Raw genomic sequence first — 24,477 nt, 5'->3', positions numbered from 1 at the left:
AGCGATGTGAAGCGGGGTGGGGTGGTGGTCTATCGCCGTCGGTAGTGCTTCAGCGGCACAGCTTCCGCTTCGCGAGCGCCATAGAGCTCGACATAGATCCGTTCGAGCACGGCATTCAAATCCTCACTGACCTCCGAATTCCAGAACCTGACGACGCGATATCCTTCCCGCTCCAGCCACTCTTGTCGCGCACGATCGCGCTTCGCCACTTTATCGTCGTTGTGGTGTCCACCGTCCAACTCGACGATGAGTCGCTTGGCCGGGCAGAAGAAATCGACGACGTAAGGGCCAATCGGTGCCTGCCTTCGAAAATGCGTTCCGTCCGTTGGCAGCTCTCTCAGCGCGCGCCACAGGATTCGTTCATGCGGCGTCGTGTTGGCGCGCAGCTCTTCGCGGCGGCTCTGCGGATTGATGTTGAGACCATTTGTGTGGCTTCACCCCACCCCGATCGCACCCGCGATGCTGCGCATCGCGCGCGCAATCGACCCTCCCCCTCCAGGGGAGGGTGAAGTGGAGCGCAATCCTTGCGCGAATGCAAGCGCGGTCAGAAATCATTTCCCGGAAGGCGCACCTGCCTTCATCCTCCCCTGGAGGGGGAGGATCGCCGCGCATGTAATGCGCGGCGAGGTGGGGTGACGGTCTCTCCGCGATGGAGTTGCGCGTCCTAAATCGCACTCTCGCCTTCGTGCTGGAAGCCGAGATAGCTCGCGGCGACGCCCTTGTTGGCGGCGATCTCCGTCGCGGGGCCTGACAGCACGAACTCGCCGAGCTCCATGACATAGGCGCGGTCGGCGATCTGCAATGCGGCCTGGGCGTTCTGCTCGACGAGGAGCACCGAGACGCCGGCGGCGCGGAGCTCGCCGACGATGCGGAAGATGTCGGCGACGATGATCGGGGCGAGGCCGAGGCTCGGCTCGTCCAGCATCAGGAGCTTCGGCGCGCCCATCAGCGCGCGGCCCATCGCCAGCATCTGCTGCTCGCCGCCGGACAGCGTTCCGGCAAGCTGCTTGCGCCGCTCCTTGAGCCGCGGAAACAGCGTGTAGACCCGCTCCAGCGAGGCGGCCGCGACGGCCTTCGCGATCCGGAACGCGCCGAGCTCGAGATTGTCCTCGACATTCATTGTGCCGAACAATTCGCGATGCTCGGGCACCAGGCTGAGGCCGGTGGCGACGCGGTCCTCGATATCGAGCGGCGCCATGTCGACGCCGGCGAAGCTGGTGCGCCCCTTCAGCGGCAGCACGCCCATGATGGCGTTGAGCAAGGTGGTCTTGCCGGCGCCGTTGGCACCGATGATGGTGACGATCTCGTTCTGGGCGACGTCGAGCGAAACGCCGCGCACCGCCTCGACCTTGCCGTAGGAGATGTGGACGTCGGTCACCGATAGCAGCGCACTCATGCGGCGGCTCCGAGATAGGCCTTGATCACGTCGGGATTGCGCTTGATCGCGGCCGGCGTGCCCTCGGCGATCTTGGTACCGAAATCCAGCACCACGATGCGGTCGGCGAGATCCATCACGAACCCCATGTCGTGCTCGACCAGCAGCACCGACATGCCGCCGTCGCGCAATTGCCGGAGCAGCGCGGCCAGCCGCTGCTTCTCCATGTGGCGCAGGCCGGCGGCCGGCTCATCGAGCAGCAGCAGCATCGGATCGACGCACAGCGCGCGGGCGATCTCGACGATGCGCTGCTGTCCGAGCGACAGCGAGCCCGCGAGCTGGTCGATCTGGTCCGACAGGCCGACGCGCGCGATCTGCCGCGCGGCTTCCGCCAGCAGCCTCGCCTCGTCGGCGCGGTCGAGCCGCAGCATGCTGGAGATCGCGCCGGAATTGCCGCGCAGATGCGCGCCGATCGCGACATTTTCCAGCACGGTCATGTCGGGCACCAGCTTGACGTGCTGAAAAGTCCTGGAAACGCCGAGCTTGACCACCTCCTGCGGCGGAGCGTTCGCGACCTCGTTGCCGAGCACGGAGATCTTGCCGCTGGTTGCGGTCAGGACGCCGGTGATCAAATTGAAGGTCGTGCTCTTGCCGGCGCCGTTCGGGCCGATCAGCGCGACGATCTCGCGGGCGTTGACGTCGAACGAGACGTCGTTGACCGCGAGCACGCCGCCGAACTGCTTGCGCGCCTTGTCGATGTGCAGAAGGATCGGAGACGTTCCGGGCGCTCGTTCGCGGTGCTCCAGTTTCACGGACGTGTCCGGGGTCTTGCGGGCGGGCTTGAACGGCAGCCGCGACATCAGCCAGGGCCAGACGCCCTGAGGCGCGAGCTGCAACAGCAGCACCAGCATGATGCCGAACACGATGGTCTCGAGCTGGCTCTGGCCGCCGAAGATGTAGGGCAGGTAGCTCTGCAGCACCTCCTTGAGGATCACGACGATGCCGGCGCCGAGCACGCCGCCCCAGACGTAGCCCGCGCCGCCGACCACGGCGATGAACAGATACTCGATGCCGGCCTGCGCGCCGAACGGCGTCGGATTGGCGGCGCGCTGGAAATGCGCATAGAGCCAGCCGGACAGGCCGGCCAGCACCGCGGCATAGATGAACACCAACAGCTTCGCGCGGGGCGTCTGCACGCCGAACGCTTCGGCCGCGACATGGCCGCGCCGCAGGGCGCGGATCGCGCGCCCGGTGCGGGAGTCCAAGAGGTTCATGGTCAGCAGCGCGGAGAGCAGCACCGCGACCCAGATCGCGTAGTAGATCGCATCCGGGCTCAGCATCTTGAACGAGCCGATCGACAGCGGCGGAATGCCGGAGATGCCGTCGTTGCGGCCGAGGAATTCGAGCTTGCTGAACAGATAGAATAGCCCGATGCCCCAGGCGATGGTGCCGAGCGGCAGATAATGGCCGGATAGCCGCACCGTGACGATGCCGAGCAGCACGGCCGCGATGCCGCTGACCAAGAGCGAAGCCGGCAGCGTCAGCCAGGGCGAGACGCCGTAGGCGGTGGTCAGCACCGCCGTGGTGTAGGCGCCGAAGCCGCAGAACGCGGCCTGGCCGAACGAGGTCAGGCCGCCGACGCCGGTGAGCAGCACGAGGCCCATCGCGACCAGCGCGGCGAGGCCGATATTGTCGAGCAGCACGATCCAGAACGGCGGGATGCCCGGGACAAGCGGAATCACCGCCATCACGAGCGCGAAGATGATGAGGGGAAGGCGCTGCGTCATCGCGCTCAATCCTTCTCTTCTTCGACCTCGGGCGCCGCGAGCGAGCGCAACACGAGCACGGGGAGGATCAGCGTGAACACGATGACTTCCTTGAAATTGCTGGCGTAGAACGATGAGAAGGCCTCGACGATGCCGACCACGATGGCGGCGACCGCGGTCAGGGGATAGCTGACCAGGCCGCCGATGATGGCGGCGATGAAACCCTTCAGGCCGATCAGGAAACCGGTGTCGTAATAGAGCGTCGTGATCGGCACGATCAGGATGCCGGAGATCGCGCCGATGACGGAGGCGAGCAGGAACGCGATCTGGCCCGACAGCGTGGTGCGGATGCCGACCAGGCGGGCGCCGAGGCGGTTGACCGCGGTGGCGCGCAGCGCCTTGCCGGTCTTGGTGTAGCCGAAGAACAGCCACAGGGCGACGATGAAGCCGATCGTCAGGCCGTAGACCGCAAGGCTCTGCCCGGTGAAGCGCAGCGGGCCGGCGGTTACTGCGGCATTCGACAGCGCAGGCGCGCGCAGGCCTTCGGCGCCGAAGAACACCAGGCCGAGGCCCTGTAGCGCCAGATGGCAGCCGACCGAGGCGATCAGCAGCACCAGCACGGAGGTGTGCGCGATCGGCTGGAACGCGATGCGGTAGAGGAACAGCCCGATCGCCGCCACGATCAGGAGCGCGAGCGCGATGTTGACGGCGATCGGCGTGCCGGGACCGACCAGCGCGTAAATCAGACCGAGCAGCGCGACGGGAAAGGCGATGTTGAGCGCGACCGAGCGGATCACCAGCCGCGCATGCAGCGCGTTGCGGGCGAAGAACAGGTCGAGGGCGAAGGCGACGAGGCCCATCGCGACCGCAAGCCGCGCTGTGCCGGGCACCTGGCCGGTCGCCAGCATGGCGTAGCTCAGCGCGCCGTAGGTGACGAATTCGCCCTGCGGGATCAGGATCACCCGCGTGACCGCGAACACCAGCACCAGGGCCAGCCCCAGCAGTGCGTAGATCGCGCCATTGGTGATGCCGTCCTGCAGCAGGAACAGCATGATCGTTGTGTTCAAGGCCGAGCGCTCCCCCTCAAGCGTCGGACCGCCTCGACCGGTTGTGCCGGTCAGGTCGGCCGATATCGGCTGTTGAAAGCTGCCGACATTTGATATAGTCCATAACAATTATTAGATATAATCTCAAGGTCCCCGAGTGTCGTGCGGGATTCTTGTAGCGGGATTGCGAGCCTGGAGCGATGACTGTTTCCAAGACCGCCACCGATGCCCTCCGTTCGTCGCGGGCCCTGCGCAGGGAACCGGCCGATTCTGCCGGGGACGACAGCATGCTGCAACTGGGCGAACTGTCCGGATTGCTCGGCTATTCGTTGAAGCGCGCGCAGCTCAGGGTATTCGAGGACTTCCTGCGCTGCGTCGCGCCGCTGCAGCTGACGCCGGCGCAGTTCTCGGTGTTGCTCCTGCTCGACAAGAATCCTGGCCGCAACCAGACCGAGATCGCCAACACGCTCGGTATCCTCAGGCCGAATTTCGTCGCGATGCTCGACGCGCTGGAGAGCCGCGACCTTTGCGCGCGGATGCGCTCCACCAACGACCGCCGTTCCCACATCCTCGTCCTGACCGACAAGGGCCGCGCCGTGCTGGCGCGCGCCAAGAAGCTGGTCGCCAACAAGCACGAGGCGCGGCTGATCGAGGTGCTCGGTCCGGCCAACCACGCCGCGCTGCTGGAGATGCTGGCGAAGCTCGCGCAGGAGTTTTGAGAGAGCGCGACGGCCCGTCCGCTCGCAATGACGCGTTGGGTTGATCCATATCCGGCATGCGGGCGCCGCCAGGCGGCGAACCATCGCGGTCTAAAGCTTGTAGCCGATGTTCCGCAGCAGATCCTTCCGCCACGCAATGTCGGCGTCGGTTTCGACACCCAGCGGCGAGGCGCCATCCACCACGCCGAGCACGCCGCGCCCGAGCTCCGTCTGCGCGACGATCACCTGTGTTGGATTGGCCGTCGAGCAATAGATGCGGCAGACCTCCGGCACTGCGCGCACCGCCGGGAGCACGTTGACGGGAAAGAACCCGTCGCCGAGGAAAATCAGGAAGGTGTGACCGGCGCCGATCGCCAATGCGTTGTCGCGTGCCAGGGCGAGCGAGGCGTCGTCGTTACCGGAGCAGCGCACCAACCGCTTGCCGGAGGCCTCGCAGAAAGCCAACCCGAAGCGGATGCGCGGAACCGCGCCCACCAGCGCTTCGTGAAGGTCTTCCACGGTCTTGATGAAATGCGACTGGCCGAAGATGAAGTTGGTCTCATCCGGCTTGACGATGGGCACCACGGTGAGTTCCATGGCTTCGCTCCTGCACGCGAACTCCCCAATCCATGGTAGGCCGTCGGAGGGCGTTTGCAAGCGGCCACAGGCGCTCAAATGTGCCGGCTGTCTGCTTCGGCTCACGCCGACCAGCGTCCGTACTCACGACGGCTCTCAAGGGGGACCGGAAATCGCCGGGAGGTTGCGCGCCGAAGGGCGGCAATTGTGGTATCCTCCGTCAAGCGCGATGGCCCGTTTGTTGCCCGGCCCCTCGCAAATGGCCGCGAAGCGTACCGAGCGTTGCTAACGGATCTGAAGGGAGCGCTTCCGGGGGCTCGAGGAGGATCAACGCCGTGAAGCGGGACTTCGACCTCATCGTCTATGGCGCGACGGGTTACACCGGGGGTCTCATCGCCGAATATCTGGCGACATCCTATCGCGGCGACGATGCTCCGTCCTGGGCAATTGCGGGACGCTCGACCGACAAACTCCAGAAAGTGCGTGCCGACATCGGCGCACCGGACGATTTGCCGTTGGTGAAGGCGGATGCCGCCGAGCCGGCCAGCCTGCGTTCGATGTGCGAGCGCGCGACCGTGGTCGTCACCACGGTCGGGCCCTATCAGCTTCACGGTCCCGAGCTAGTGGCGGCATGCGCGGCCACCGGCACGGCCTATGTTGATCTTTGCGGCGAACCGGGCTGGATGCGGGGTATGATCGACGCCCATCACGAAGAGGCAAAACGGACCGGCGCGCGCATCGTCTTCTCCTGTGGCTTCGATTCCATCCCGTTCGATCTCGGTGTGCTCACGTTGCAGGAGAAGGCGCGCGAGAAATTCGGACGCCCGGCGCGGCGGGTGAAGGCCCGTCTACGCAAGGTGAGGGGTGGCATGTCTGGCGGCACCGCGGCGAGCGCTCAGGCGACGCTGGCCGCCGCGGCGCGCGACCCGGCCCTGATCCGGCTGCTGACCGATCCCTTCGCGTTGACGCCGGGCTTCACTGGGCCGTCTCAGCCGTCGGGCCTCGTCCCCGAATATGACACAAGCATGCACGCGTGGCTCGTGCCGTTCCCGATGGCGCCGATCAACACCAAGAACGTGCACCGCACGAACTTCCTGTTGGGCCATCCCTACGGCAGGGACTTCGTTTATGACGAGATGATGGTGGCGCCGGGACTTGGGGACATCGCGAGCGTGACGACGGAGACGTTCGCCACGGTGGTGTCCTTGTTCGGGACCGGCGGTCTCAAACGCGGCGCAGGCCCGACCCGGGAAGCGCGCGAGAGGGGCTTCTACGACATCTTCTTTCTGGGCGAGGTGCCGGATGGTGGACGGGTCGAAGCCGTTGTCACCGGCGACCGCGATCCGGGCTATGGCTCGACAAGCAAGATGATCACCGAAAGCGCTCTCTGCGTCGTGCGTGACGTGCAGGGTGAGGGCGGCATCTGGACGCCGGGCGCGCTGATGGGGCCGGCCTTGCGCAAGCGTCTAAAGGAGCGCGCCGGCCTCACTTTCAGTGCGCGTTGAGGTCACGCACGCAGTCGGCAGGTATAGCAGCCCGTTCGGCTAAAAAAGCGACTAGAGGGCGATCATACGATCGTCCGCTACGATACTTGAACTTGGCTCCGACTCTTCTGCTTGCAAGGAAGGCAACCCTAATCCAGGGCCAAGCAATTGACGGCAGCGAAGCAGTGCCGCAAATCCGGACAGTGCGTCGAGACTGGTCCGAAGCAGCATCGGTAACTCGCTCGGCTGTTTCATTGTCGCACGGACCAGCGCGGCGAGATCGATCGTCCCGTTTGCACGCACTGCGGACAGGGCGGCGGCAGGAAGCTGCCGACCGGCCGGATCCATGATCACGCGGACGGCAGTCATAGGGAGGCCGCGCGCTGCAGCGACACTCGCCGCCACATGGGATTCGTTATCGACCGCCAGCGCGCCTGTACTCATATGCAGCGAGCGCTTCGCTTCTGGATGCATGGCGACCGTGGTCACACCAGCAATAGGGCCATAAATCGAACCGGGGATGAGTCGAAGCAAGGCTTGCGACCAGTCCCGATCAGTGAAGAGCTGAATCGTTTCCGAAACGATCGTCGATGCTACGACGCATGCGCCTGCCGGGAGGTCGGGCGAAAGGCCGCCCGCGACGCCAAAGCTGATGAGACCGTAGCAATCCTCAGCAATTGCCGACGCGAGAGACTCCGCGAGCGTGCTGCCATCGCCACTGCAGATCGCCTGCGTATGCAGGTCTGCAGCGATCCGCGCCTCAAACGCAAGTCCCGTGACTCCAATCACCGCTGCCATGAGTCCGCTCCCCGGATGCCGCGCTGGACGGCGAGTGTCCGCGCATGCGGGTCGTATCAGGAGTGTTCTGCTCCAACGCCAAATCGCAAATGACTAACGAGTTAGTTTCTGACGGATATGTTAGCTGCTTTGTTTTGGCGCCGTGATAAATGCTGCCTAGGGCCGGGATCCGTGGCGAGCGTGAGATCGTGCCGGAAGCTGCAACAGCGCACTTGACGAGCCAAATCGGCGACCTCACGAGACGCGTGCCGATGCAATGTCCGCCGCGTCTCCAAGTCATCGTGCGGAACGATTTGGAGCGTTGTCCGCGCTGGCAGTTCGCCTTCGCGAGCGAGCGCAAGGATCATCGATACTATGAGTTGGTCGAGGATACCCTTCATCCCGAGTTCGATTACCGGTATTTCCTCATCAAAGATGCGGTTGATCAGGTTTGTGCTGTACAGCCATTCTTCCTAATGGACCTGGATTTGCTGGCCGGTGCGAGCCCGCGGTTTGGCGGAATCATCGACGCCATTCGCCGGATGTGGCCAGGTTTGATGCGCGCCCGTGCGCTCATGGTGGGGTGCGTCGCGGGGGAAGGTCATCTTGACGGGGACAAGGCCTGCCATCGAGGCTGCGCGGAACTTCTGGCCTCTACGATTGCAATACATGCTCGCAGGCTCGGGGCGCGGCTGATCGTGCTCAAGGAGTTTCCGGCGCGATACCGACCAATCCTCGACTGCCTGATCGCTCACGGCTTCACCCGCATCCCCAGCCTGCCCATGACCAGGCTTTGCATCGATTACGCCAATTTCGATGACTATATGAATCATGCGCTCAACAGCGCAACCCGCAAGAAACTCCGCAAGAAGTTTGAGGCGACAGCGCGGGCCTCTCCATCCGTCGAGATGAACGTCGTCAACGACGCGACGCCGGTGATCGCGCAGATCTATCCATTGTATTTCCAAGTCTATCAGCGTTCGAAACTGCACTTCGAGAAGCTGACGGAACAATACTTCTGCGACTTGGGGCGGCGGATGGGGGACAAGGTCCGCTTCTTCCTCTGGCGTCAGAACGAGCGGATCGTCGCGTTTGCCGCATGCATGGTACATGGTGACGCGATCTATGCGGAGTACATAGGTCTCGACTACGATGTCGCCTTAGACCTGCACCTCTATCATTATGTGTTTCGCGACATGGTGAGCTGGGCAATCGCCAACGGGTACAAATGGTTTCGCAGCAGCGGGCTGAACTATGATCCAAAGCTGCACCTGAGGCACTTGCTTGATCCGATCGACTTATACGTTCGGCACACCTCCGCGCCGATCAACTCAGTGTTGAAGCGCATTTTGCCGGTGCTCGAGCCGACGCGATATGACGAGACGCTTGCGAAGTTTCGTAACTATCAGGAGCTTTGGGCGCAGCCCGAGACTGGCCTTGGGTCCGTCGAGGATACGGCCTAATCCACCAAAATCACCCGCACGTCATTGACGTTGGTCAGCGTCGGTCCGGTCAGGAGCAAATCCCCGGTCTGCGCGAAGAACCCCGTCGCATCGTTGTTCTCAAGATAGGCCTTCGGATCGAGGCCGATCGATTTCATCTTCGCGAATGTCGCCTGGTCGATCACGGCGCCGGCCGGGTCGGTCGCGCTGCCAGCGCCGCCGTCGGCGCCGTCGGTATCGGCGGCCAGTGCCGAGACGTCGGGTGTATCCTTCAGTAGGCCGGCCAGCGCCAGCGCGTATTCCTGGTTGGGGCCGCCGCGGCCATTGCCGCGCACCGTCACCGTCAGCTCGCCGCCGGAGATGATCGCAACGCGCTTGCCTTCGCTGCGCGCCTTCAGCGCCAGCCGCGCATGCTCGGCCGCGATCTCGCGGGCCTCGCCTTCGAGATCGGCGCCGAGCGCGATGGTCTCGTAGCCGGCGTCCCGCGCGACCTTCACCGCGGCGTCGATCGAGGCCTTCGGCTTTGCCAGCAGTTCGAATGTCGCCCGCGCGAAGGCGGCATCGCCGGGCTTGCAGCTTTCGTTCGCGGGATCGTCGAGCGCGCGGCGGACCGCGTCGTCGATGGAGAGATTGTATTTGGCGACCAGTGCGCGGGCGTCCGCCAGCGTGGTCGGATCCGGCACCGTCGGCCCGGAGGCGATCGCGGAGGGATCGTCATGCGGCACGTCCGATATCGCCAGCGTGACGATCTCGGCCGCGTGCTGGCCGGCGCGCGCCAGCCGTCCGCCCTTGATGCGCGAGAGATGCTTGCGCACGGTGTTCATCTCGCCGATCGGCGCGCCGGAGCGCAGCAGTGCGCGGTTGACCTGCTGCTTCTGGGTAAAGCTCACGCCGTCGACCGGCGCGATCCAGTTCGCTGAACCGCCGCCGGTCAAAAGCACCAGCAGGAGATCGTCCGGGGTCGCTGTCGCGGCGAGCTGCAGCGTGTCGTCCGCCGCCTTGAGCCCGGCCTCGTCGGGCACCGGGTGGCCGGCCTCGACCACCTTGATGCGGCGGGTCGGCACGCCATGGCCGTGGCGGGTGGTGGCGATGCCGACCAGCCGCGACGGATCGAGCTCGAGCGCGTCGAGATAATGCCGCTCGGCCGCCGCGGCCATCGCCGCGGCGCCCTTGCCTGCGCAGAGACAGATCACCCGTCCCTTCGGCACCGGCCGCAGCCGCGACGCCAGCACGACATCGGGATGCGCAGCCGCCACAGCGGCATCGAAGATCGAACGCAGGAAAGAACGACGGTCGGTCATGGTTGTGCCTTATGTAACGCGGTCAGTTTCCGCCGACTTCGCCGCTGATGACGTCGCCGAACAATTGCCAGCGCTCGCCCTTGAACTGCATCAGCTGGAGCTGTTCGATCGGCTGGAAGTCGGCAGGCCCGGTCGACAGCGTCACGCCGGGCAGCAGGCCGCCCTGCGCGAATTGCTTCAGGCTCGCCGCCTGCTTCATCACATTGGCGCGGGTGAGGTCGTCGCCGCAGCGGCGCAGCACCTCGACCATCGTGGTCGCCATGTTGTAGCCGGTCATCGCCGAGGCATCGACGCGGTTGGTGTCGGGCATGTATTTGGCGAGCAGTTCGTCGAACGCCTTCATGCCGGCATCATCCTTCCACTGCGGATCGCTGGCGTCCTTGGCGTAGGCGGCCGAGATCACGCCCTGCGCATTGTCGAGGCCGGCCGGACGCATCACGGTCGCGGTGGAGGCCGAGACGTTCGAGACGATGGTCACCGGCTTCCAGTTCATCTCGCCGAGCTTCTTGATCGCCTGGGCGCCGAATTTCGGCGTGGTGAAGAAGACGATGACGTCGGGATTGGAGGATTTCAGCCGCACCACATGGGAATCGATCGTCGGCTCGGCGACTTCATAGCTCTCCTTGGCGACGACGCGCGCGGGATCGCTGGCGAAGCCGTCTTCCAGCCCCTTGAGGTAGTCCTTGCCCATGTCGTCGTTCTGGTAGAGCACCGCGACCTTGGTGGCGGGCTTCTCCTTGAGCAGATATTTCGCGTAGATCCGCGACTCGCTCTGGTAGCTGGGCAGCCAGCCCATGGTCCAGGGGAAGGCCTTCGGATCGTTCCACTTGGTCGCGCCGGTCGCGACGAACAGCTGCGGTACCTTCTTGGCGTTGAGATATTTCTGGATCGCGGTGTTGGAGGCGGTGCCGAGCGTGCCGAACAGGAACAGCACCTCGTCGCTCTCGACCAGCTTGCGGGCCTGCTCGACGGCCTTCGGCGGCGAGTAGGCGTCGTCATAGGAGACGAAAGTGATCTTGCGCCCGTTGATGCCGCCGTCGTCGTTGACCTTCTTGAACACCGCGGCCATCGCCTTGCCGACCACGCCATAGGCCGACGCCGGGCCGCTATAGGGCACGATGTTGCCGATCTTGATCTCGGTGTCGCTCGCACCGGTGTCGTATTTCTTCTGCGCCCACGCGGCATTGCCGGTCGCGGCGGCGACGGCGAGGCCGAGCAGGGCGGTTGCGACACGGTGTCGGATCGGCATCGGCATTTCCCGAAATCTCCTTGTTGTTGCCGCCGCGCAAGGGCGCCGGTTTCTTGTCGGGGGTCTTGCCGGTTTACCTAGCGTATTGCCGGGTAAAGTGTAAGCAGGCATTGCCCGGGCCGGCCTGCGAGCAGGGCCATGGCCTTAAATTCCCGTTTCCGACGCGTTTTTTTCGCGCGAACCGGTACCCGCTTCGTTCGAAAACGCGCCAACAAAAAGCCCCCTGCGACGGTATCGCAGGGGGCCATTCCCGGTCGGGAGGCGGCGGGAAATCAGCCGCCGACGTCGGCGCTGATGACCTCGCCGAACAGTTCCCATTTCTCGCCCTTGAACTTCATCAGCTGCAGCTGGCTGATCGGCGCGAAATCGTTTGCCGCGGTGTTGATCTTGACGCCAGGCAGCAGCACCTCGGTGCGGAAGTCCTTCAGGCTTGCGGCCTGCTTCATGATGTTCTCGCGGGTGAGGTTGTCGCCGCACTGCTTCAGCACCTGGACCAGCGTCTGTGCCACGCCGAAGCCGACCACGGTGCCGCCGTCGAGCTTGTCGCCTTCGGGGAAGTCCTTGGCCATGAAGGCGTAGAACTCCTTCATGCCGGGGTCATTGTCCCATTGCTTGTCGGATGCGTCCTTCAGGTAGGCGGCGGAGATGATGTCCTGCGCGTTCTCGAAGCCGGCCGGCTTGATCACGCTGCCGACCGAGGCCGACACGTTGTTGAGGAAGTGGGTCGGTTTCCAGCCGATCTCGGCGACCTTCTTGATCGCCTGCGCCGCGAATTTCGGCGTCGCGATGTCGATGAAGACGTCGGCGTTGCTCGCCTTCAGCTTGACGATGTTGCTGTCGATGGTCGGCTGGGAGGTCTCGAAGCTTTCTTCCGCGACGATCATGCTGGCGGCCCTCTGGCCGAGCCCGTCCTTCAACCCCTTCAGATAATCCTTGCCGTAATCGTCATTCTGGTAGAGCACGGCGATCTTGGCGTTCGGCATGTTCTTCAGGATGTACTTGGCGTAGATCTGGGTCTCGCTCTGGTAGTTGGGCTGCCAGCCCATGGTCCAGGGAAAGTCCTTCGGGTCGTTCCACTTGGTGGCGCCGGTGGCGACGAACAGCTGCGGCACCTTCTTGGAGTTCATGTATTTCTGGATCGCCGAGTTCGACGGCGTGCCGAGCGAGTTGAAGATCAGCAGCACCTCGTCGCTCTCGACCAGCTTGCGGGCCTGTTCCACGGCCTTCGGCGGCGAGTAGGCGTCATCGTAGGAGATGAAGTTGATCTTGCGGCCATTGATGCCGCCGGCGTCGTTGACCTTCTTGAAATAGGCGGCCTCGGTGCGGCCGATGACGCCATAGGCGGACGCCGGGCCGCTGTAGGGCATGATGTTGCCGATCTTGATCTCGGTATCGCTGGCGCCGGTGTCGTATTTCTTCTGGGCAAGCGCAGCGCTGCCGGATGTCGCGACGAGCGCGAGCGCGGCCCCGAGGACCGCAAGTTTTTTGGTAGCGGACATCTATGTCTCTCTCCCTGTTTGTCAGACGCATGTGTCTCGGCCCTCTTGCTTGGAGAGCTCTTTATTTGGCTGCAGTGATTATCATTTTAGGCGGTTCGCCTCAATGAGAAGCCCCTGCGGCAAACGCCGCAGGGGCGGTATCTTTGGTCGACCTTACCGGCCTAACCGCCGACGTCGGCGCTCAAGACTTCGCCGAAGCGCTCCCAGGTCTCGCCCTTGAAGCGGATCAATTGCAGTTGCGAAAGCGGCGCGAAATCGGTCGCCGAGGTGTTGACCTTGACGCCGGGCAGCAGGCCGCCGGGCTCGTAATCGCGAATGCTGGCCGCCTGCTTCATGATGTTCTCGCGGGTCAGATTGTCGCCGCAGGCCTTGAGCACGTGGACCAGGCCCTGCGAGACGATATAGGCGTACATCACGGAGGCATCGGACCGGTTCGCTTCCGGATAGTATTTATCGAGGAATTCGTTCCAGGCGATCATCGCCTTGTCGGTCTTCCACTGCGCGTCGGTCGGATCCTTGAAATATTGCGACGAGATGATGTCCTGGGCGTTCTCGAAGCCCGCGGGCTTGATCACGCTGCCGATCGATCCGGAGACGTTGTTGAGGAAGTGCAGCGGCTTCCAGCTGAGCTCGGCATTCTTCTTGATCGCCTGCGCGCGAATTTCGGCGTCGTGATGTTGAAGAACACGTCGGCGCCGGAGGCCTTGAGCCTGACGATGTGGGAATCGATGGTAGGCTCCGTCACCTCGTAGCTGTCCTCGGCGACGATCATTGTCGCTGCCTTGGTGCCAAGCCCGTCCTTGAATCCCTTCAGGTAGTCCTTGCCGTAATCGTCGTTCTGGTAGAGCACCGCGATCTTGGCGTCGGGCTTGTTCTTCAGGATGTACTTTGCATAGATAATGGACTCGCTCTGGTAGTTGGGCTGCCAGCCCATGGTCCAGGGAAACTCTTTCGGGTCGTTCCACTTGGTGGCGCCGGTGGCGACGAACAGCTGCGGCACCTTCTTCTGGTTCATGTATTTCTGGATCGCCGAATTCGGCGGCGTGCCGAGCGAATTGAAGATCAACAGCACCTCGTCGCTCTCGACCAGCTTGCGCGCCTGCTCGACGGTCTTCGGCGGCGTATACGCGTCGTCGTAGCTGATGAAGGTGATCTTGCGGCCGTTGATGCCGCCCTCGGCGTTGATCTTGCGGAAATAGGCCTCCTCGGTCTTGCCGATCACGCCATAGGCGGAGGCCGCTCCGCTGTAGGGCATGATGTTGCCGATCTTGATCTCGGTGTCGCTGGCGCCGGTGTCGTATTTCTTCTGGGCTAGCGCAGCGCTGCCGGATGCGGCGACGAGCGCAAGCGCAGCAGCAAATGCCGTCAATTGTCGTATTGCAGACATGCCGTTTCTCTCCCTGATTGCAGATGATGTGTCGCGGCCCCCTGTTTCGAGAGCTCATTGTTGGTCGTAAAAACTATCATCTTACCTGGGGTGTCTCAATGAAAAGCCCCTGCGGCATTGCCGCAGGGGCTGCGTCTTTAGTCGACCGCCCTCAAGGCGGGCCGCTGCTCAAAAATCCGCCAACGCGTTCGCGTATGCGTGGCGCCAACCGCAGAGATTGCTGTCGAGTAAAGCGACGCCGTTGAGTTGTGCGCGCGGATCGAACAGACCGACGTGACGATCAGTTGCTCAGATTGCTCGAAATGATGTCCCCGAACAGCTCCCACCTTTCGCCCTTGAACCGCATCAGGCGCAGTTGCTTGATCGGTGCGAAATCGGTGGACGAGGTGTTGATGCTGATGCCCGGCAGCAGCGTGCCGGGGACGAAATCCTTCAGGCTCGCGGCCTGTTTCATGACATTGGCGCGGGTGAGGTCGTCGCCGCACATCTCCAGCACCTGCACCATGGTCTGTGCGGCGGCGTAGCCGAACGAGGTGGCGCCGTCGAGCTTGTTGGCGTCGGGATAATTCTTCTTGAGGAAGGCGAGGAATTTCTCCATGCCGGCATCCTTGTCCCACTGCGGATCGGCGCCGTCCTTGAGATAGGATGCCGACAGGATACCCTGCGAATTCTCGAAGCCCGCCGGCTGCATCACGCCGCCGACCGAGGCCGAGACGTTGGCGACGATCTGCAACGGCGTCCACGCGATCTCGGCCGCCTTCTTGATCGCCTGTGCCGCGAATTTCGGCGTCGTGATGCTGACGAATGTGTCGGCACCGGCGGCCTTCAGCTTGATGATGTGGCTGTCGACCGTGGGCTCGGATGTCTCGTAGGCCTCCTCGGCGACGATCATCGATGCCTTGTCGCCGAAGGCGTCCTTCAAGCCCTTGAGGTAGTCCTTGCCGAAATCGTCGTTCTGGTAGAGCACGGCGACCTTGGCGTCGGGCTTGTGCTTCATGATGTATTTTGCGTAGACCCGCGCCTCGTCCTGGTAGGACGGCTGCCAGCCCATGGTCCACGGATAATCTTTCGGGTCGTTCCACTTCGAGGCGCCTGAGGCGATGAACAGCTGCGGCACCTGCTTCTCGTTCATGTATTTCCGGATCGCCGCATTGGTCGCGGTCCCGACCGAGCCGAACAGCAGCAGCACTTCGTCGTTCTCGACCAGCTTGCGCGCCTGCTCCACCGTCTTGGGCGGCGAGTAGCCGTCATCGTAGGAGATGAACTTGATCTTGCGGCCGTGGATGCCGCCGGCATCGTTGATCATCCTGAAGTAGGCGGCCTCGGTCTTGCCGATCGTGCCGTAGGCCGAGGCGGGACCGCTGTAGGGCATGATGTTGCCGATCTTGATCTCGGTGTCGCTGGCCCCGGTGTCGTATTTCTTCTGCGCCTGCGCGACATTGCAGCTCGTCAGGATCAGAGCGAATGCGGACAACAGCGCCGTCAGGGACGGGCGTGCGGCAGTCATGGTTTCCCCACCTCGGGTTCTTTGTTTGGAGTATTCAATACCATCGGCGCGGGGCGTCAACAAAAAGCCCCCGCGACGGATATCGCGGAGGCTGTTGTTTTATTCCCGCAGTGCAACGTCACTCGGAGGGGACGTCGCCGGAAATGATGTCGCCGAACAGTTCCCACTTCTGCCCCTTGAAACGCTGCATCTGCAGCTGGGCGATCGGGGCGAAGTCGGTAGCCGAGGTGTTGATCTTGACGCCGGGCAGCAGGGTGTCGGGCGTAAAGTCCTTCAGGCTCGCCGCCTGCTTCATGACGTTGGCGCGGGTGAGATCATCGCCGCACATTTCGAGCACCTTGGCGAGCGTCTGTGCGGCGCCATAGCCGTACACATAGCCGCCGTCGGTCTTGTCGGCGCCCGGCATGTACTTGTCGAGAAACTCGGCCCACTTCTTCATGCCGGGGTCGTTGTTCCACTGTGCGTCGGCACCGTCCTTGGCGTAGGCCGCCGACAGCACGCCCTGCGCGTTGTCGAAGCCGGCCGGCTGCATCACGCTGCCGACCGAGGCCGACACGTTGGTGATGATCTGCAGCGGCTTCCAGCCGAGCTCGGCGGTCTTCTTGATGGTCTGCGCGCCGAACTTCGGCGTGGTGTAGATCAGCAGCACGTCGGGATTGGCGGCCTTGATCTTGACGATGTGGCCGTCGATCGACGGCTCCGAAATCTCATAGCTCTCCTCCATGATGATGCTGGAGGCCGCCTTGGCGCCAAAGCCGTCCTTGGTGCCCTTGAGGTAGTCTTTGCCGAAATCGTCGTTCTGATAGAGGATCGCGATCTTGGCGTCGGGCTTCTCCTTCATCAGCCACTTGGCGTAGATCTGCGCTTCGCTCTGGTAGCTCGGCTGCCAGCCCATGGTCCACGGGAAGTTCTTCGGGTCGTTCCACTTGGTGGCGCCGGTCGCGACGAACAGCTGCGGGATCTTCTTGGAATTCAGGTATTTCTGGATCGCGGTGTTGGACGGGGTGCCGAGCGGGTTGAAGACGAGCAATACCTCGTCGCTCTCGACCAGCTTGCGCACCTGCTCGACGGCTTTCGGCGGCGAATAGGCGTCGTCATAGCTGACGAAATTGACCTTGCGGCCGTTGATGCCGCCGCGATCGTTGATCATCTTGAAGTAGGCTTCTTCGGTCTTGCCGATCACGCCGTAGGCGGAGGCTGGTCCCGAATAGGGGATGATGTTGCCGACCTTGATCTCGGTATCGCTTGCGCCGGTGTCGTATTTCTTTTGGGCGAATGCGGCAGTGGACGTCGCGGCAACAGCGACGATCGCCGCGGAAATCGCGGCGATCCGAACGGTAGAAAGCATAATATCTCCTGGTTTGCTTCTATAGGCTGTCAGTTTTTCTTGAACTTTGCGGCCAGTTGCTGGGCAACGATCGCGACCTGCCTGGCGCCGTGCGGCACGAGGAAGATGACGAGGAACAGCAGCACGCCGAACACCGCGCCCGAAAGGCCCTTCGAAATACCCTCGGCGATGTTGGGCACGAAGATGATGAAGGCGGAGCCTACGATCGAGCCGGGCAGCCAGCCGACGCCGCCGACCACCATGCCGAGGAACAGCGAGATCGCGAGCTGGATGGTGTAGCCGTCGGGCGCCACGAACTGCACCGCGATGGCGCCGAGACCGCCGGCAACGCCGGTTATGCCGGCCGAGACGCCGAACGCCAGCGTCTTGTACAGCGCGACGTCGACGCCCATCGCGGAGGCCGCGATCTCGTTGTCGCGGATCGCCATGAAGGCGCGGCCGGAGCGCGAGCGCAGCAGGTTCACCGAGGCCACGTAGATCGCGATCGTGACGACCAGCGTGAAGTAATACAGCCACATGTCCTGCCCCATCGGCAGGCCGAACGGCGCATCCGGCTTGGTGACCACGAGACCCTGCACGCCGCCGGTCCAGTGCTCGAAATAGCCCAGCTTCAGAAGCTGCGGCATCGCGGTGGCTAGCGCAAAGGTCGCGAGCGCCAGATAGACGCCGGAAAGCCGCAGCGCCGGCTGGCCGAACAGGAAGCCGAAGCCGAAGCAGACGATGCCGGCGATCGGCAGCGTGAGGGCATAGTTCATGCCCGCATGCTCCATCAGGATCGCCGAGGTGTAGGCGCCGACGGCGTAGAACGCGCTCTGGCCGAGCGAGAACTGGCCGGAGCCGCCGGTCAGGATGTTGAGCGCCAGCACCGCAAGGCCGTAGATCAGAAGCATCGTCATCTGGAAGATGATGAAGTTCTTGACGAACAGCGGGATCAGGATCAGCGCGGCGAGCACGACGAGCGAGGTGCCGTAGCCCAGCGTCATGGCGCGCTTGGGAACGGCCTCGACGGCCTGGCCTTCGGTGACGACTTCGACTTCTTCAGCGGCGCTCATGATCAAACTCGCTTCACGATGGCGCGGCCGAACAGGCCTGCCGGTTTCACGACCAGGACGACGATGATCAGCGCAAGCGCGATCGGAAGTTTCAGTTCATTGCCGACGCCGGGGATGTAGGTGCCGACGAGGTTCTCGAAGACGCCGACCAGGAAGCCGCCCATGACGGCGCCGAACGGGCTCGACAGGCCGCCGAGCACGGCTGCGGCAAATCCATAGATCAGCACGCCGAGCATCATGTTAGGCTCGAGGAACACCACAGGTGCGATCATCATGCCGGCGATCGAGCCGATCGAGGCGGCCATGCCCCAGCCCAGCGCGATCATCCACGAGGTGTTGATGCCGACCAGCCGGGCCGATTCCGGCAGCGATGCGGCGGCGCGCATCGCAAGACCGACCCGGGTGAAGCGGAAGAAGAAGAACAGCAGGAGCAGCATCAACAGTGTGATGCCGATCATGCCGGCCTGATGGGTCGAGATCAGCTGGCTGCCGAGGAACGGTGAGGAACCGAACGGCGTCGGATACTGCTTGATGGTGAAGTCCCAGATCAGGCCGGCGACCGAGTTGATGATCGCGTAGAGCGCGATGAAGCCGGCGACGTTGGTCAGGATCGGCGCCTTCGCCAGCGGCTTGAACAGCAACCGCTCGATGACGATGCCGGCGGCGAACGAAAAGGCGACGGTGAGCACGAAGGCGCCCCAATATGGCACGCCCCATTGCATCAGCTGCCAGGACACGAAGGTCGAGAACATCGCCATTTCGCCCTGGGCGAAATTCAGATGGTCGATGGCCTGGTAGATCATGACCACCGCGAGCGCCATGCAGGCATAGATCGCGCCGGTGGCGATGCCGGCCAGGACCTGGTTGGCAAAAAGCTCCATTGTGCCAGCTCCCTCAGTAGCCGAGATAGGATTTGCGGACGTCTTCGTTGTTCGCGATGTCCTTGGCATTGCCCGACATCACGATCCGTCCGGTTTCGATCACGTAGGCCTGGTCGGCGAGCTCGAGCGCGAGCTGCGCATTCTGCTCGACCACCAGGATGGTCACCTTTTCCTCGCGATTGATCTTGCCGAGGATGCGGAACAGGTCGCGCACGATCAGCGGCGCGAGGCCGAACGACGGCTCGTCGAGCAGCATCAGGCGCGGCCGCAGCATCAGCGCGCGCGCCACCGCGAGCATCTGCTGCTCGCCGCCGGACAGCGTGCCGGCCTGCTGGGTGTAGCGCTGCTTCAGCACCGGGAAATGCTCGTACATCCGTTCGATGTCGGCGCCGATCGCCTTCTTGTCCGGGCGGCTGATGGCGCCGAGCTGCAGGTTTTCCTCCACCGTCATGTTGGTGAAGGTGCCGCGGCCCTGCGGCACGTGGGCGATGCCGAGGCGGACCACGTTTTCGGTCGAGCGCGTGCCGATCGGCTTGCCCTCGAACTCGATCGCGCCGGTGGAGCGCACCATGTTGCAGATCGCCCGCAGTGTGGTGGTCTTGCCGGCGCCGTTGGCGCCGAGCAGCGTGGTCAGCGAGCCCTCGTTGAGCGAAAAGGAGAGGCCGTGCAGGGCCTGGACCTGGCCGTAATAGGCGCGCAGGTCCTTGACGTTGAGCATCGTGGTCATTGGTCCTTGCTCCCCAGATAGGCCTTGATGACATCAGGGTCGGCCTGGACCTGGGCCGGCGTGCCTTCGGCAAGCTTGCGGCCGAAATTGAGCGCGACGACGTGGTCGGCGATCGACATCACGAGACCCATGTGATGCTCGACCAGCAGCACGGTGATCTTGCGGTCGTCGCGGATTTTGCGGATCAGGTCGCCGAGCACATAGACTTCTTCGTGATTGAGGCCGCCGGCCGGCTCGTCGAGCAGCAGGATCTTCGGATCCGCGGCCAAGGCGCGCGCAAGTTCGACGCGCTTCTGGGTGCCGAACGGAAGTCCCGAGACCACGGTGTGGGCGACGTCCTCGAGATCGAGATAGCCGAGGATGTCGTGCACCTTCTTGTTCATGTCGGTCTCGCCGCGGCGGACCCAGGCGAGGCGCAGCGAGTCGCTGACGATGTCGCTCGAGGTGCGCGCATGCGCGCCGACGCGCACATTGTCGATCACGGACAGGTTGGGGAACAGCGCGACGTTCTGGAAGGTGCGGCCGATGCCGATCTCGGCGATCCGGTGCGGCGGGCGCGACAGGATGCTCTTGCCTTCCATCAGGATGTCGCCGGACGACGGCTGATAGAGCCGCGACAGGCAATTGAACAGCGTCGTCTTGCCGGCGCCGTTCGGCCCGATCAGCCCGAGGATCTGTCCATGGCGCATGTCGAACGACACGCCGTTCAGTGCGATGATGCCGCCGAACACGACGCTGACGTCGCGAACCGCGAGCAGGGGATCATTCCCCTGCGCGAGCTGTGCCTGCGTCATCTCGTCTCGCCCGCCGTCTTCGAGCGGTGCGAGCGGCCCTGCGATGCGTTTCGCTGGACGTGATGGAGGCTATCTGATCCCCTCGGCCAAACGTGCAACTTTCCCTCCTACTCTGGTCTTTTTGCGTTCTTCTTTTTTGGATTGCGGCGCCATTCCACCGAGCGCCTGCTCGATGTTCCTTACCATCGCGACAAGACGAGGTCCAATGTCGTTGAGCAATCTGTCTTCCGTGAAGCGGAATGCCGGCGCGCCGCAATTGAAGGCGAAAGGACCGGTTCCGTCGTTCAATCTCAATGCAACGCCGACTGCGGCGACGTCGTTCTGCCAGTCGCCTGCGGACATCGTGAAGCCGCGCTTCGCGACCGTCTCGCCGGAGCGCTCGATGCCGTCGCGCATCTTGGCCCAGCGGCTGCCGTAGTGGTCCCGCAACTCACGCAGTAAAGCCGCGCGCTCGTCGGGCGGCAATGCCCAAATATAGGCACGCCCCATCGCGGTGGTTGCGATCGGCACCCGCGAGCCGACGTCGAGTTGTACGCCGAGCGCCAGGCCGTTCCGGCTCTGGCCGAAATAAATCATGCTGTGGCGGTCGCGGCCGCCGACGGCGACCGCTCCGCCGGTCGCGCGCATCACTTCTTCTCGATAGGGCTCGGACAAATGCCGAACGCCGAGATTAGCGAGCGCGGCGTAGCCGAGTGCCATCGCCGACGGCGCGAGCTGGTACTTCTCGAACTTCGGTACAGGTGTAAGGTATCCCAGCTTGGTCAGCGTGTAGGTCAGCCGGGAAATGGTTGGCTTCGGTAACTTGGTGCGGGCCGCAATCTCCTGGTTGCCGAGCAGCCCGTCATTGGGTTGGAATGCGCGCAGGACGTCCAGTCCGCGGGAAAGCGCGACGACGAAATCTTGCGGTACCTGATCTCAAGAACGGCGTCGTCGGGATCGCCTTTGTCGTCCTTGACCTTGATCCGATGTAGACCCTTGATCGTCACCTCGTCCATTTCGTCGGCAATTGTATGATTGCCGTCCCCGGCAAGCCGATCAACACAGGTTCGCACCAGGAAATGCGTTCCGACCTCCTCGGCCAGGCAAAACAGCTCATAGATGTCGCTCTCGCGATCACCAATATGAACGCATCGTCCAGGAGCAGCGAGAAGGTCGGTCGATTGCCGTAAATTGCGATCGGTCGCGGCTTTCTTGCTAGCGCGCTTCATCCCTATCCTTGCCCTGCCCTTGTCATGCTCGTTGACAAGGCACGTGCTTCAAAATAACCCTCCATGTCAAGATGTGGAATTAAATTTCGCAGTGCGAAATTGGTCTAATCGTAGCGGCTCAACGCAAGTCGTGCAGCTACTCAACACAAGTCCAAGAACAAGCATCCAGGGAGAGTCCCGGTGAGTGAAGTCGTCAAGCTCGAACGTCATGACAATATTGCCGTCGTCACGGTTAACAGTCCGCCTGTGAATGCGCTGAGCGCCGCGGTGCGCGGCGGCATCTTCGAATGCATCAAGAGTGCGATCGATGATGCGCAGGTCCAGGGCATCGTGCTGACCTGCGCCGGCCGTACCTTCATCGCCGGCGCCGACATCACCGAATTCGGCAAGCCGCCGAAGCCGCCCGGGCTCGCCGAAGTGCTGAGCCTGATGGAGAGCTCGCCGAAGCCGATCGTTGCCGCCATCCACGGCACCGCGCTCGGCGGCGGCCTCGAGGTCGCGCTGGCCTGCCACTACCGTGTCGCCACCAAGGACGCCAAGCTCGGTCTGCCCGAGGTGAAGCTCGGCCTGCTGCCCGGCGCCGGCGGCACCCAGCGCCTGCCGCGCGCGGTCGGTCCCGAGCTCGCGGTCAAGATGATCGTCGGCGGCGATCCGATCGGCGCGGACGCGGCGCTGAAGGCCGGCCTGATCGAGGAGATCGTCGAGGGACCGGCTTCGGGCGGTGAGGCATTCGCGCGCAAGGTGGTCGCCGAGAAGCGTCCGCTGCGCAAGCTGCGCGACGACGACAGCAAGCTCGCCGCGGCCAAGGCCGATCGTTCGATCTTCACCAATGCGGTCGCTGCGCTGACCAAGAAGTCGCGCGGCCTCGAGGCGCCGTTCGCCGCTGCCGACGCCGTCGGCGCCGCGATCGACCTGCCCTTCGATGAGGGCCTGAAGAAGGAGCGCGAGGGCTTCTTCAAGCTGATGAACGGCGACCAGTCCAAGGCACAGCGCTACGCGTTCTTCGCCGAGCGCGAAGCCGCCAAGATCTCCGGCGTTCCCGAGGGCACCAAGGGCCGCAACGTAGCGCGCGTCGCCATCCTCGGCGCCGGCACCATGGGCGGCGGCATCGCGATGTCGTTCGCCAATGCCGGCATCCCGGTCACCCTGATCGAGACCGGCGAGGAGCAGCTCAAGCGCGGCATGGGCATCATGCAGAAGAACTACGAGGCGACCGCCGCGCGCGGCGGCATCCCGGCGGACGCGCCCGCCAAGCGGATGGCGCTGATCAACGGCGTCGTCGGCATCGAGAACGTCGGCGACGCCGATCTCGTGATCGAGGCGGTGTTCGAGACCATGGCGGTCAAGAAGGAAGTGTTCGGCAAGCTCGACCAGTACGCCAAGCCGGGCGCGGTGCTGGCCTCCAACACCTCCTATCTCAACATCGACGAGATCGCGAAGTCGACCAAGCGTCCGCAGGACGTGCTCGGCATGCACTTCTTCTCGCCGGCCAACGTCATGAAGCTGTGCGAGATCGTGCGCGCCGACAAGACCGCGCCGGACGCGCTGGTCACCGCCGTCTCGATCGCCCGCAAGATCGCCAAGGTGCCGGCAGTGGTCGGCGTCTGCGACGGCTTCGTCGGCAACCGCATGCTGGCGCAGCGCGGCAAGCAGTCCGAGAAGCTGTTGTTCGAAGGCGCCCTGCCGCAGCAGGTCGACGCCGTGGTGACCAAGTTCGGCATGCCGATGGGCCCGTTCGCGATGGGCGATCTCGCCGGTCTCGATATCGGCTGGCGCTCGCGCAAGGACCGCGGCATCAAGTCGGAGATCGCCGACGCGCTCTGCGAAGCCGGCCGCTTCGGCCAGAAGACCGGCAAGGGCTACTACAAGTACGAGGCGGGCTCGCGCGCCGCGCTGCCCGATCCGGAGGTCGAGAAGCTGATCGACGAGACGCTGGCGCGCCTCGGCCGCAAGAAGCGCGTCGTCAGCGACGACGAGATCCTCGAGCGCATGATGTACCCGATGATCAACGAAGGCGCGAAGATCCTCGCCGAGGGCATCGCGGCGCGTCCGTCGGATATCGACGTGGTCTGGCTCTATGGCTATGGCTGGCCGATCTATCGCGGCGGTCCGATGTTCTGGGCCGACACCGTCGGCCTCAAGCACATCGCCGATCGTCTGGCCTTCTACGCCAAGGAGACCAACGATCCCTCGCTTGAGCCGGCGCCGCTGCTCAAGAAGCTCGCCGACGAGGGCAAGACCTTCGCCTCGCTCGCCGCGCCGTCGAAGGCGGCGTGATCGAGCGACTGTAACCACGTGTCATTCCGGGATGCGCCGTAAGGCGCAGACCCGGAATCTCGAGATTCCTCGATGCGCAAATT

General features: G+C 63.7%; 19 protein-coding genes and 2 pseudogenes. 4 read left to right on the top strand and 17 right to left on the bottom strand.

What is annotated here, in order from left to right:
- Positions 1-29: 29 nt before the first annotated feature.
- The 4 genes from ACVIYL_RS05440 to ACVIYL_RS05425 form a co-directional block, all read right to left on the bottom strand.
- Positions 30-341 (bottom strand): endonuclease domain-containing protein, encoded by a 312-nt coding sequence (locus ACVIYL_RS05440; protein ID WP_229161125.1) that lies wholly within the window; start codon positions 339-341, stop codon positions 30-32.
- 323 nt (positions 342-664) lie between these two features.
- On the bottom strand, positions 665-1,396 hold the full coding sequence (locus tag ACVIYL_RS05435; protein ID WP_057016004.1) for an ABC transporter ATP-binding protein: 732 nt from the start codon (positions 1,394-1,396) through the stop codon (positions 665-667).
- The gene (locus ACVIYL_RS05430) at positions 1,393-3,162 is read right to left on the bottom strand and encodes a branched-chain amino acid ABC transporter ATP-binding protein/permease (protein ID WP_168857604.1); all 1,770 of its coding nucleotides are present in this window, start codon (positions 3,160-3,162) and stop codon (positions 1,393-1,395) included. Before ACVIYL_RS05430 ends, ACVIYL_RS05435 begins: the two co-directional genes overlap by 4 nt.
- A gap of 5 nt (positions 3,163-3,167) precedes the next feature.
- Complete coding sequence (locus ACVIYL_RS05425; RefSeq protein WP_028336532.1) at positions 3,168-4,208, bottom strand: branched-chain amino acid ABC transporter permease; 1,041 nt, start codon at positions 4,206-4,208, stop codon at positions 3,168-3,170.
- A 179-nt stretch (positions 4,209-4,387) separates the two neighbouring features.
- Between ACVIYL_RS05425 and ACVIYL_RS05420 the strand changes: the two genes are divergently transcribed.
- Positions 4,388-4,906: a MarR family winged helix-turn-helix transcriptional regulator gene (locus ACVIYL_RS05420; protein WP_028336531.1), complete on the top strand. Its 519-nt coding sequence runs from the start codon at positions 4,388-4,390 to the stop codon at positions 4,904-4,906.
- Between the two features lie 90 nt (positions 4,907-4,996).
- Here the strand turns inward: ACVIYL_RS05420 and ACVIYL_RS05415 are convergent, their stop codons facing one another.
- Complete coding sequence (locus tag ACVIYL_RS05415) at positions 4,997-5,482, bottom strand: adenosine-specific kinase (protein ID WP_028339081.1); 486 nt, start codon at positions 5,480-5,482, stop codon at positions 4,997-4,999.
- A 314-nt stretch (positions 5,483-5,796) separates the two neighbouring features.
- On the opposite strand from ACVIYL_RS05415, the gene ACVIYL_RS05410 reads away from it, so the two are divergent.
- On the top strand, positions 5,797-6,966 hold the full coding sequence (locus ACVIYL_RS05410; RefSeq protein ID WP_057016007.1) for a saccharopine dehydrogenase family protein: 1,170 nt from the start codon (positions 5,797-5,799) through the stop codon (positions 6,964-6,966).
- Between the two features lie 51 nt (positions 6,967-7,017).
- Here ACVIYL_RS05410 and ACVIYL_RS05405 read toward each other — a convergent pair whose 3' ends face one another.
- Positions 7,018-7,743, bottom strand: coding sequence for a phosphorylase family protein (locus tag ACVIYL_RS05405; RefSeq protein WP_168857608.1), 726 nt, complete (start codon positions 7,741-7,743; stop codon positions 7,018-7,020).
- A gap of 212 nt (positions 7,744-7,955) precedes the next feature.
- On the opposite strand from ACVIYL_RS05405, the gene ACVIYL_RS05400 reads away from it, so the two are divergent.
- Positions 7,956-9,185, top strand: a complete 1,230-nt coding sequence (locus ACVIYL_RS05400) for a GNAT family N-acetyltransferase (RefSeq protein WP_456781782.1) — start codon at positions 7,956-7,958, stop codon at positions 9,183-9,185.
- On the opposite strand, the gene ACVIYL_RS05395 is transcribed toward ACVIYL_RS05400, so the two are convergent.
- From ACVIYL_RS05395 to ACVIYL_RS05345, 11 genes and pseudogenes are all read right to left on the bottom strand, one after another.
- Positions 9,182-10,465 carry a glycerate kinase type-2 family protein gene (locus tag ACVIYL_RS05395; protein ID WP_253604882.1) on the bottom strand — a complete coding sequence of 428 codons (1,284 nt, stop codon included), beginning with the start codon at positions 10,463-10,465 and terminating at the stop codon, positions 9,182-9,184. The two genes, ACVIYL_RS05400 and ACVIYL_RS05395, sit on opposite strands and share 4 nt — an antisense overlap.
- Before the next feature lie 22 nt (positions 10,466-10,487).
- Positions 10,488-11,720: an ABC transporter substrate-binding protein gene (locus ACVIYL_RS05390; RefSeq protein WP_253625106.1), complete on the bottom strand. Its 1,233-nt coding sequence runs from the start codon at positions 11,718-11,720 to the stop codon at positions 10,488-10,490.
- 266 nt (positions 11,721-11,986) lie between these two features.
- On the bottom strand, positions 11,987-13,213 hold the full coding sequence (locus tag ACVIYL_RS05385; protein WP_456777932.1) for an ABC transporter substrate-binding protein: 1,227 nt from the start codon (positions 13,211-13,213) through the stop codon (positions 11,987-11,989).
- 161 nt (positions 13,214-13,374) lie between these two features.
- Positions 13,375-14,600 (bottom strand): annotated as a pseudogene (locus tag ACVIYL_RS05380) (ABC transporter substrate-binding protein).
- 280 nt (positions 14,601-14,880) lie between these two features.
- A complete protein-coding gene (locus ACVIYL_RS05375; protein ID WP_456777931.1) occupies positions 14,881-16,107 on the bottom strand; it encodes an ABC transporter substrate-binding protein in 1,227 nt (408 codons plus the stop codon).
- 118 nt (positions 16,108-16,225) lie between these two features.
- Positions 16,226-17,455: an ABC transporter substrate-binding protein gene (locus tag ACVIYL_RS05370; RefSeq protein ID WP_283065299.1), complete on the bottom strand. Its 1,230-nt coding sequence runs from the start codon at positions 17,453-17,455 to the stop codon at positions 16,226-16,228.
- A gap of 29 nt (positions 17,456-17,484) precedes the next feature.
- Positions 17,485-18,507, bottom strand: a complete 1,023-nt coding sequence (locus tag ACVIYL_RS05365) for a branched-chain amino acid ABC transporter permease (protein WP_456777930.1) — start codon at positions 18,505-18,507, stop codon at positions 17,485-17,487.
- A gap of 2 nt (positions 18,508-18,509) precedes the next feature.
- Entirely contained in the window at positions 18,510-19,388 is an 879-nt protein-coding gene (locus ACVIYL_RS05360; protein ID WP_028339071.1) for a branched-chain amino acid ABC transporter permease, read from the bottom strand.
- Between the two features lie 13 nt (positions 19,389-19,401).
- A complete protein-coding gene (locus tag ACVIYL_RS05355; RefSeq protein WP_038384532.1) occupies positions 19,402-20,115 on the bottom strand; it encodes an ABC transporter ATP-binding protein in 714 nt (237 codons plus the stop codon).
- Positions 20,112-20,909, bottom strand: a complete 798-nt coding sequence (locus ACVIYL_RS05350) for an ABC transporter ATP-binding protein (RefSeq protein ID WP_016847575.1) — start codon at positions 20,907-20,909, stop codon at positions 20,112-20,114. Before ACVIYL_RS05350 ends, ACVIYL_RS05355 begins: the two co-directional genes overlap by 4 nt.
- 69 nt (positions 20,910-20,978) lie before the next feature.
- Positions 20,979-21,812, bottom strand: a pseudogene (locus ACVIYL_RS05345) (IclR family transcriptional regulator); the annotation flags it as partial.
- Positions 21,813-22,297: 485 nt separating this feature from the next.
- On the opposite strand from ACVIYL_RS05345, the gene ACVIYL_RS05340 reads away from it, so the two are divergent.
- Positions 22,298-24,394: a 3-hydroxyacyl-CoA dehydrogenase NAD-binding domain-containing protein gene (locus ACVIYL_RS05340; RefSeq protein WP_456777929.1), complete on the top strand. Its 2,097-nt coding sequence runs from the start codon at positions 22,298-22,300 to the stop codon at positions 24,392-24,394.
- Positions 24,395-24,477 lie beyond the last annotated feature (83 nt).

The organism is Bradyrhizobium sp. USDA 3315, assembly GCF_054056795.1.
This window is presented reverse-complemented; position numbering and strand designations above follow the sequence as displayed.

Bases quoted from the DNA above. Each gene is read 5' to 3' on its own strand.
- ACVIYL_RS05355 (WP_038384532.1), bottom strand. From the start codon at position 20,115: ATGACCACGATGCTCAACGTCAAGGACCTGCGCGCCTATTACGGCCAG.
- ACVIYL_RS05420 (WP_028336531.1), top strand. From the start codon at position 4,388: ATGACTGTTTCCAAGACCGCCACCGATGCCCTCCGTTCGTCGCGGGCC.
- ACVIYL_RS05375 (WP_456777931.1), bottom strand. From the start codon at position 16,107: ATGACTGCCGCACGCCCGTCCCTGACGGCGCTGTTGTCCGCATTCGCT.
- ACVIYL_RS05385 (WP_456777932.1), bottom strand. From the start codon at position 13,213: ATGTCCGCTACCAAAAAACTTGCGGTCCTCGGGGCCGCGCTCGCGCTC.
- ACVIYL_RS05350 (WP_016847575.1), bottom strand. From the start codon at position 20,909: ATGACGCAGGCACAGCTCGCGCAGGGGAATGATCCCCTGCTCGCGGTT.
- ACVIYL_RS05370 (WP_283065299.1), bottom strand. From the start codon at position 17,455: ATGCTTTCTACCGTTCGGATCGCCGCGATTTCCGCGGCGATCGTCGCT.
- ACVIYL_RS05405 (WP_168857608.1), bottom strand. From the start codon at position 7,743: ATGGCAGCGGTGATTGGAGTCACGGGACTTGCGTTTGAGGCGCGGATC.
- ACVIYL_RS05360 (WP_028339071.1), bottom strand. From the start codon at position 19,388: ATGGAGCTTTTTGCCAACCAGGTCCTGGCCGGCATCGCCACCGGCGCG.
- ACVIYL_RS05435 (WP_057016004.1), bottom strand. From the start codon at position 1,396: ATGAGTGCGCTGCTATCGGTGACCGACGTCCACATCTCCTACGGCAAG.
- ACVIYL_RS05395 (WP_253604882.1), bottom strand. From the start codon at position 10,465: ATGACCGACCGTCGTTCTTTCCTGCGTTCGATCTTCGATGCCGCTGTG.
- ACVIYL_RS05430 (WP_168857604.1), bottom strand. From the start codon at position 3,162: ATGACGCAGCGCCTTCCCCTCATCATCTTCGCGCTCGTGATGGCGGTG.
- ACVIYL_RS05415 (WP_028339081.1), bottom strand. From the start codon at position 5,482: ATGGAACTCACCGTGGTGCCCATCGTCAAGCCGGATGAGACCAACTTC.
- ACVIYL_RS05390 (WP_253625106.1), bottom strand. From the start codon at position 11,720: ATGCCGATGCCGATCCGACACCGTGTCGCAACCGCCCTGCTCGGCCTC.
- ACVIYL_RS05365 (WP_456777930.1), bottom strand. From the start codon at position 18,507: ATGAGCGCCGCTGAAGAAGTCGAAGTCGTCACCGAAGGCCAGGCCGTC.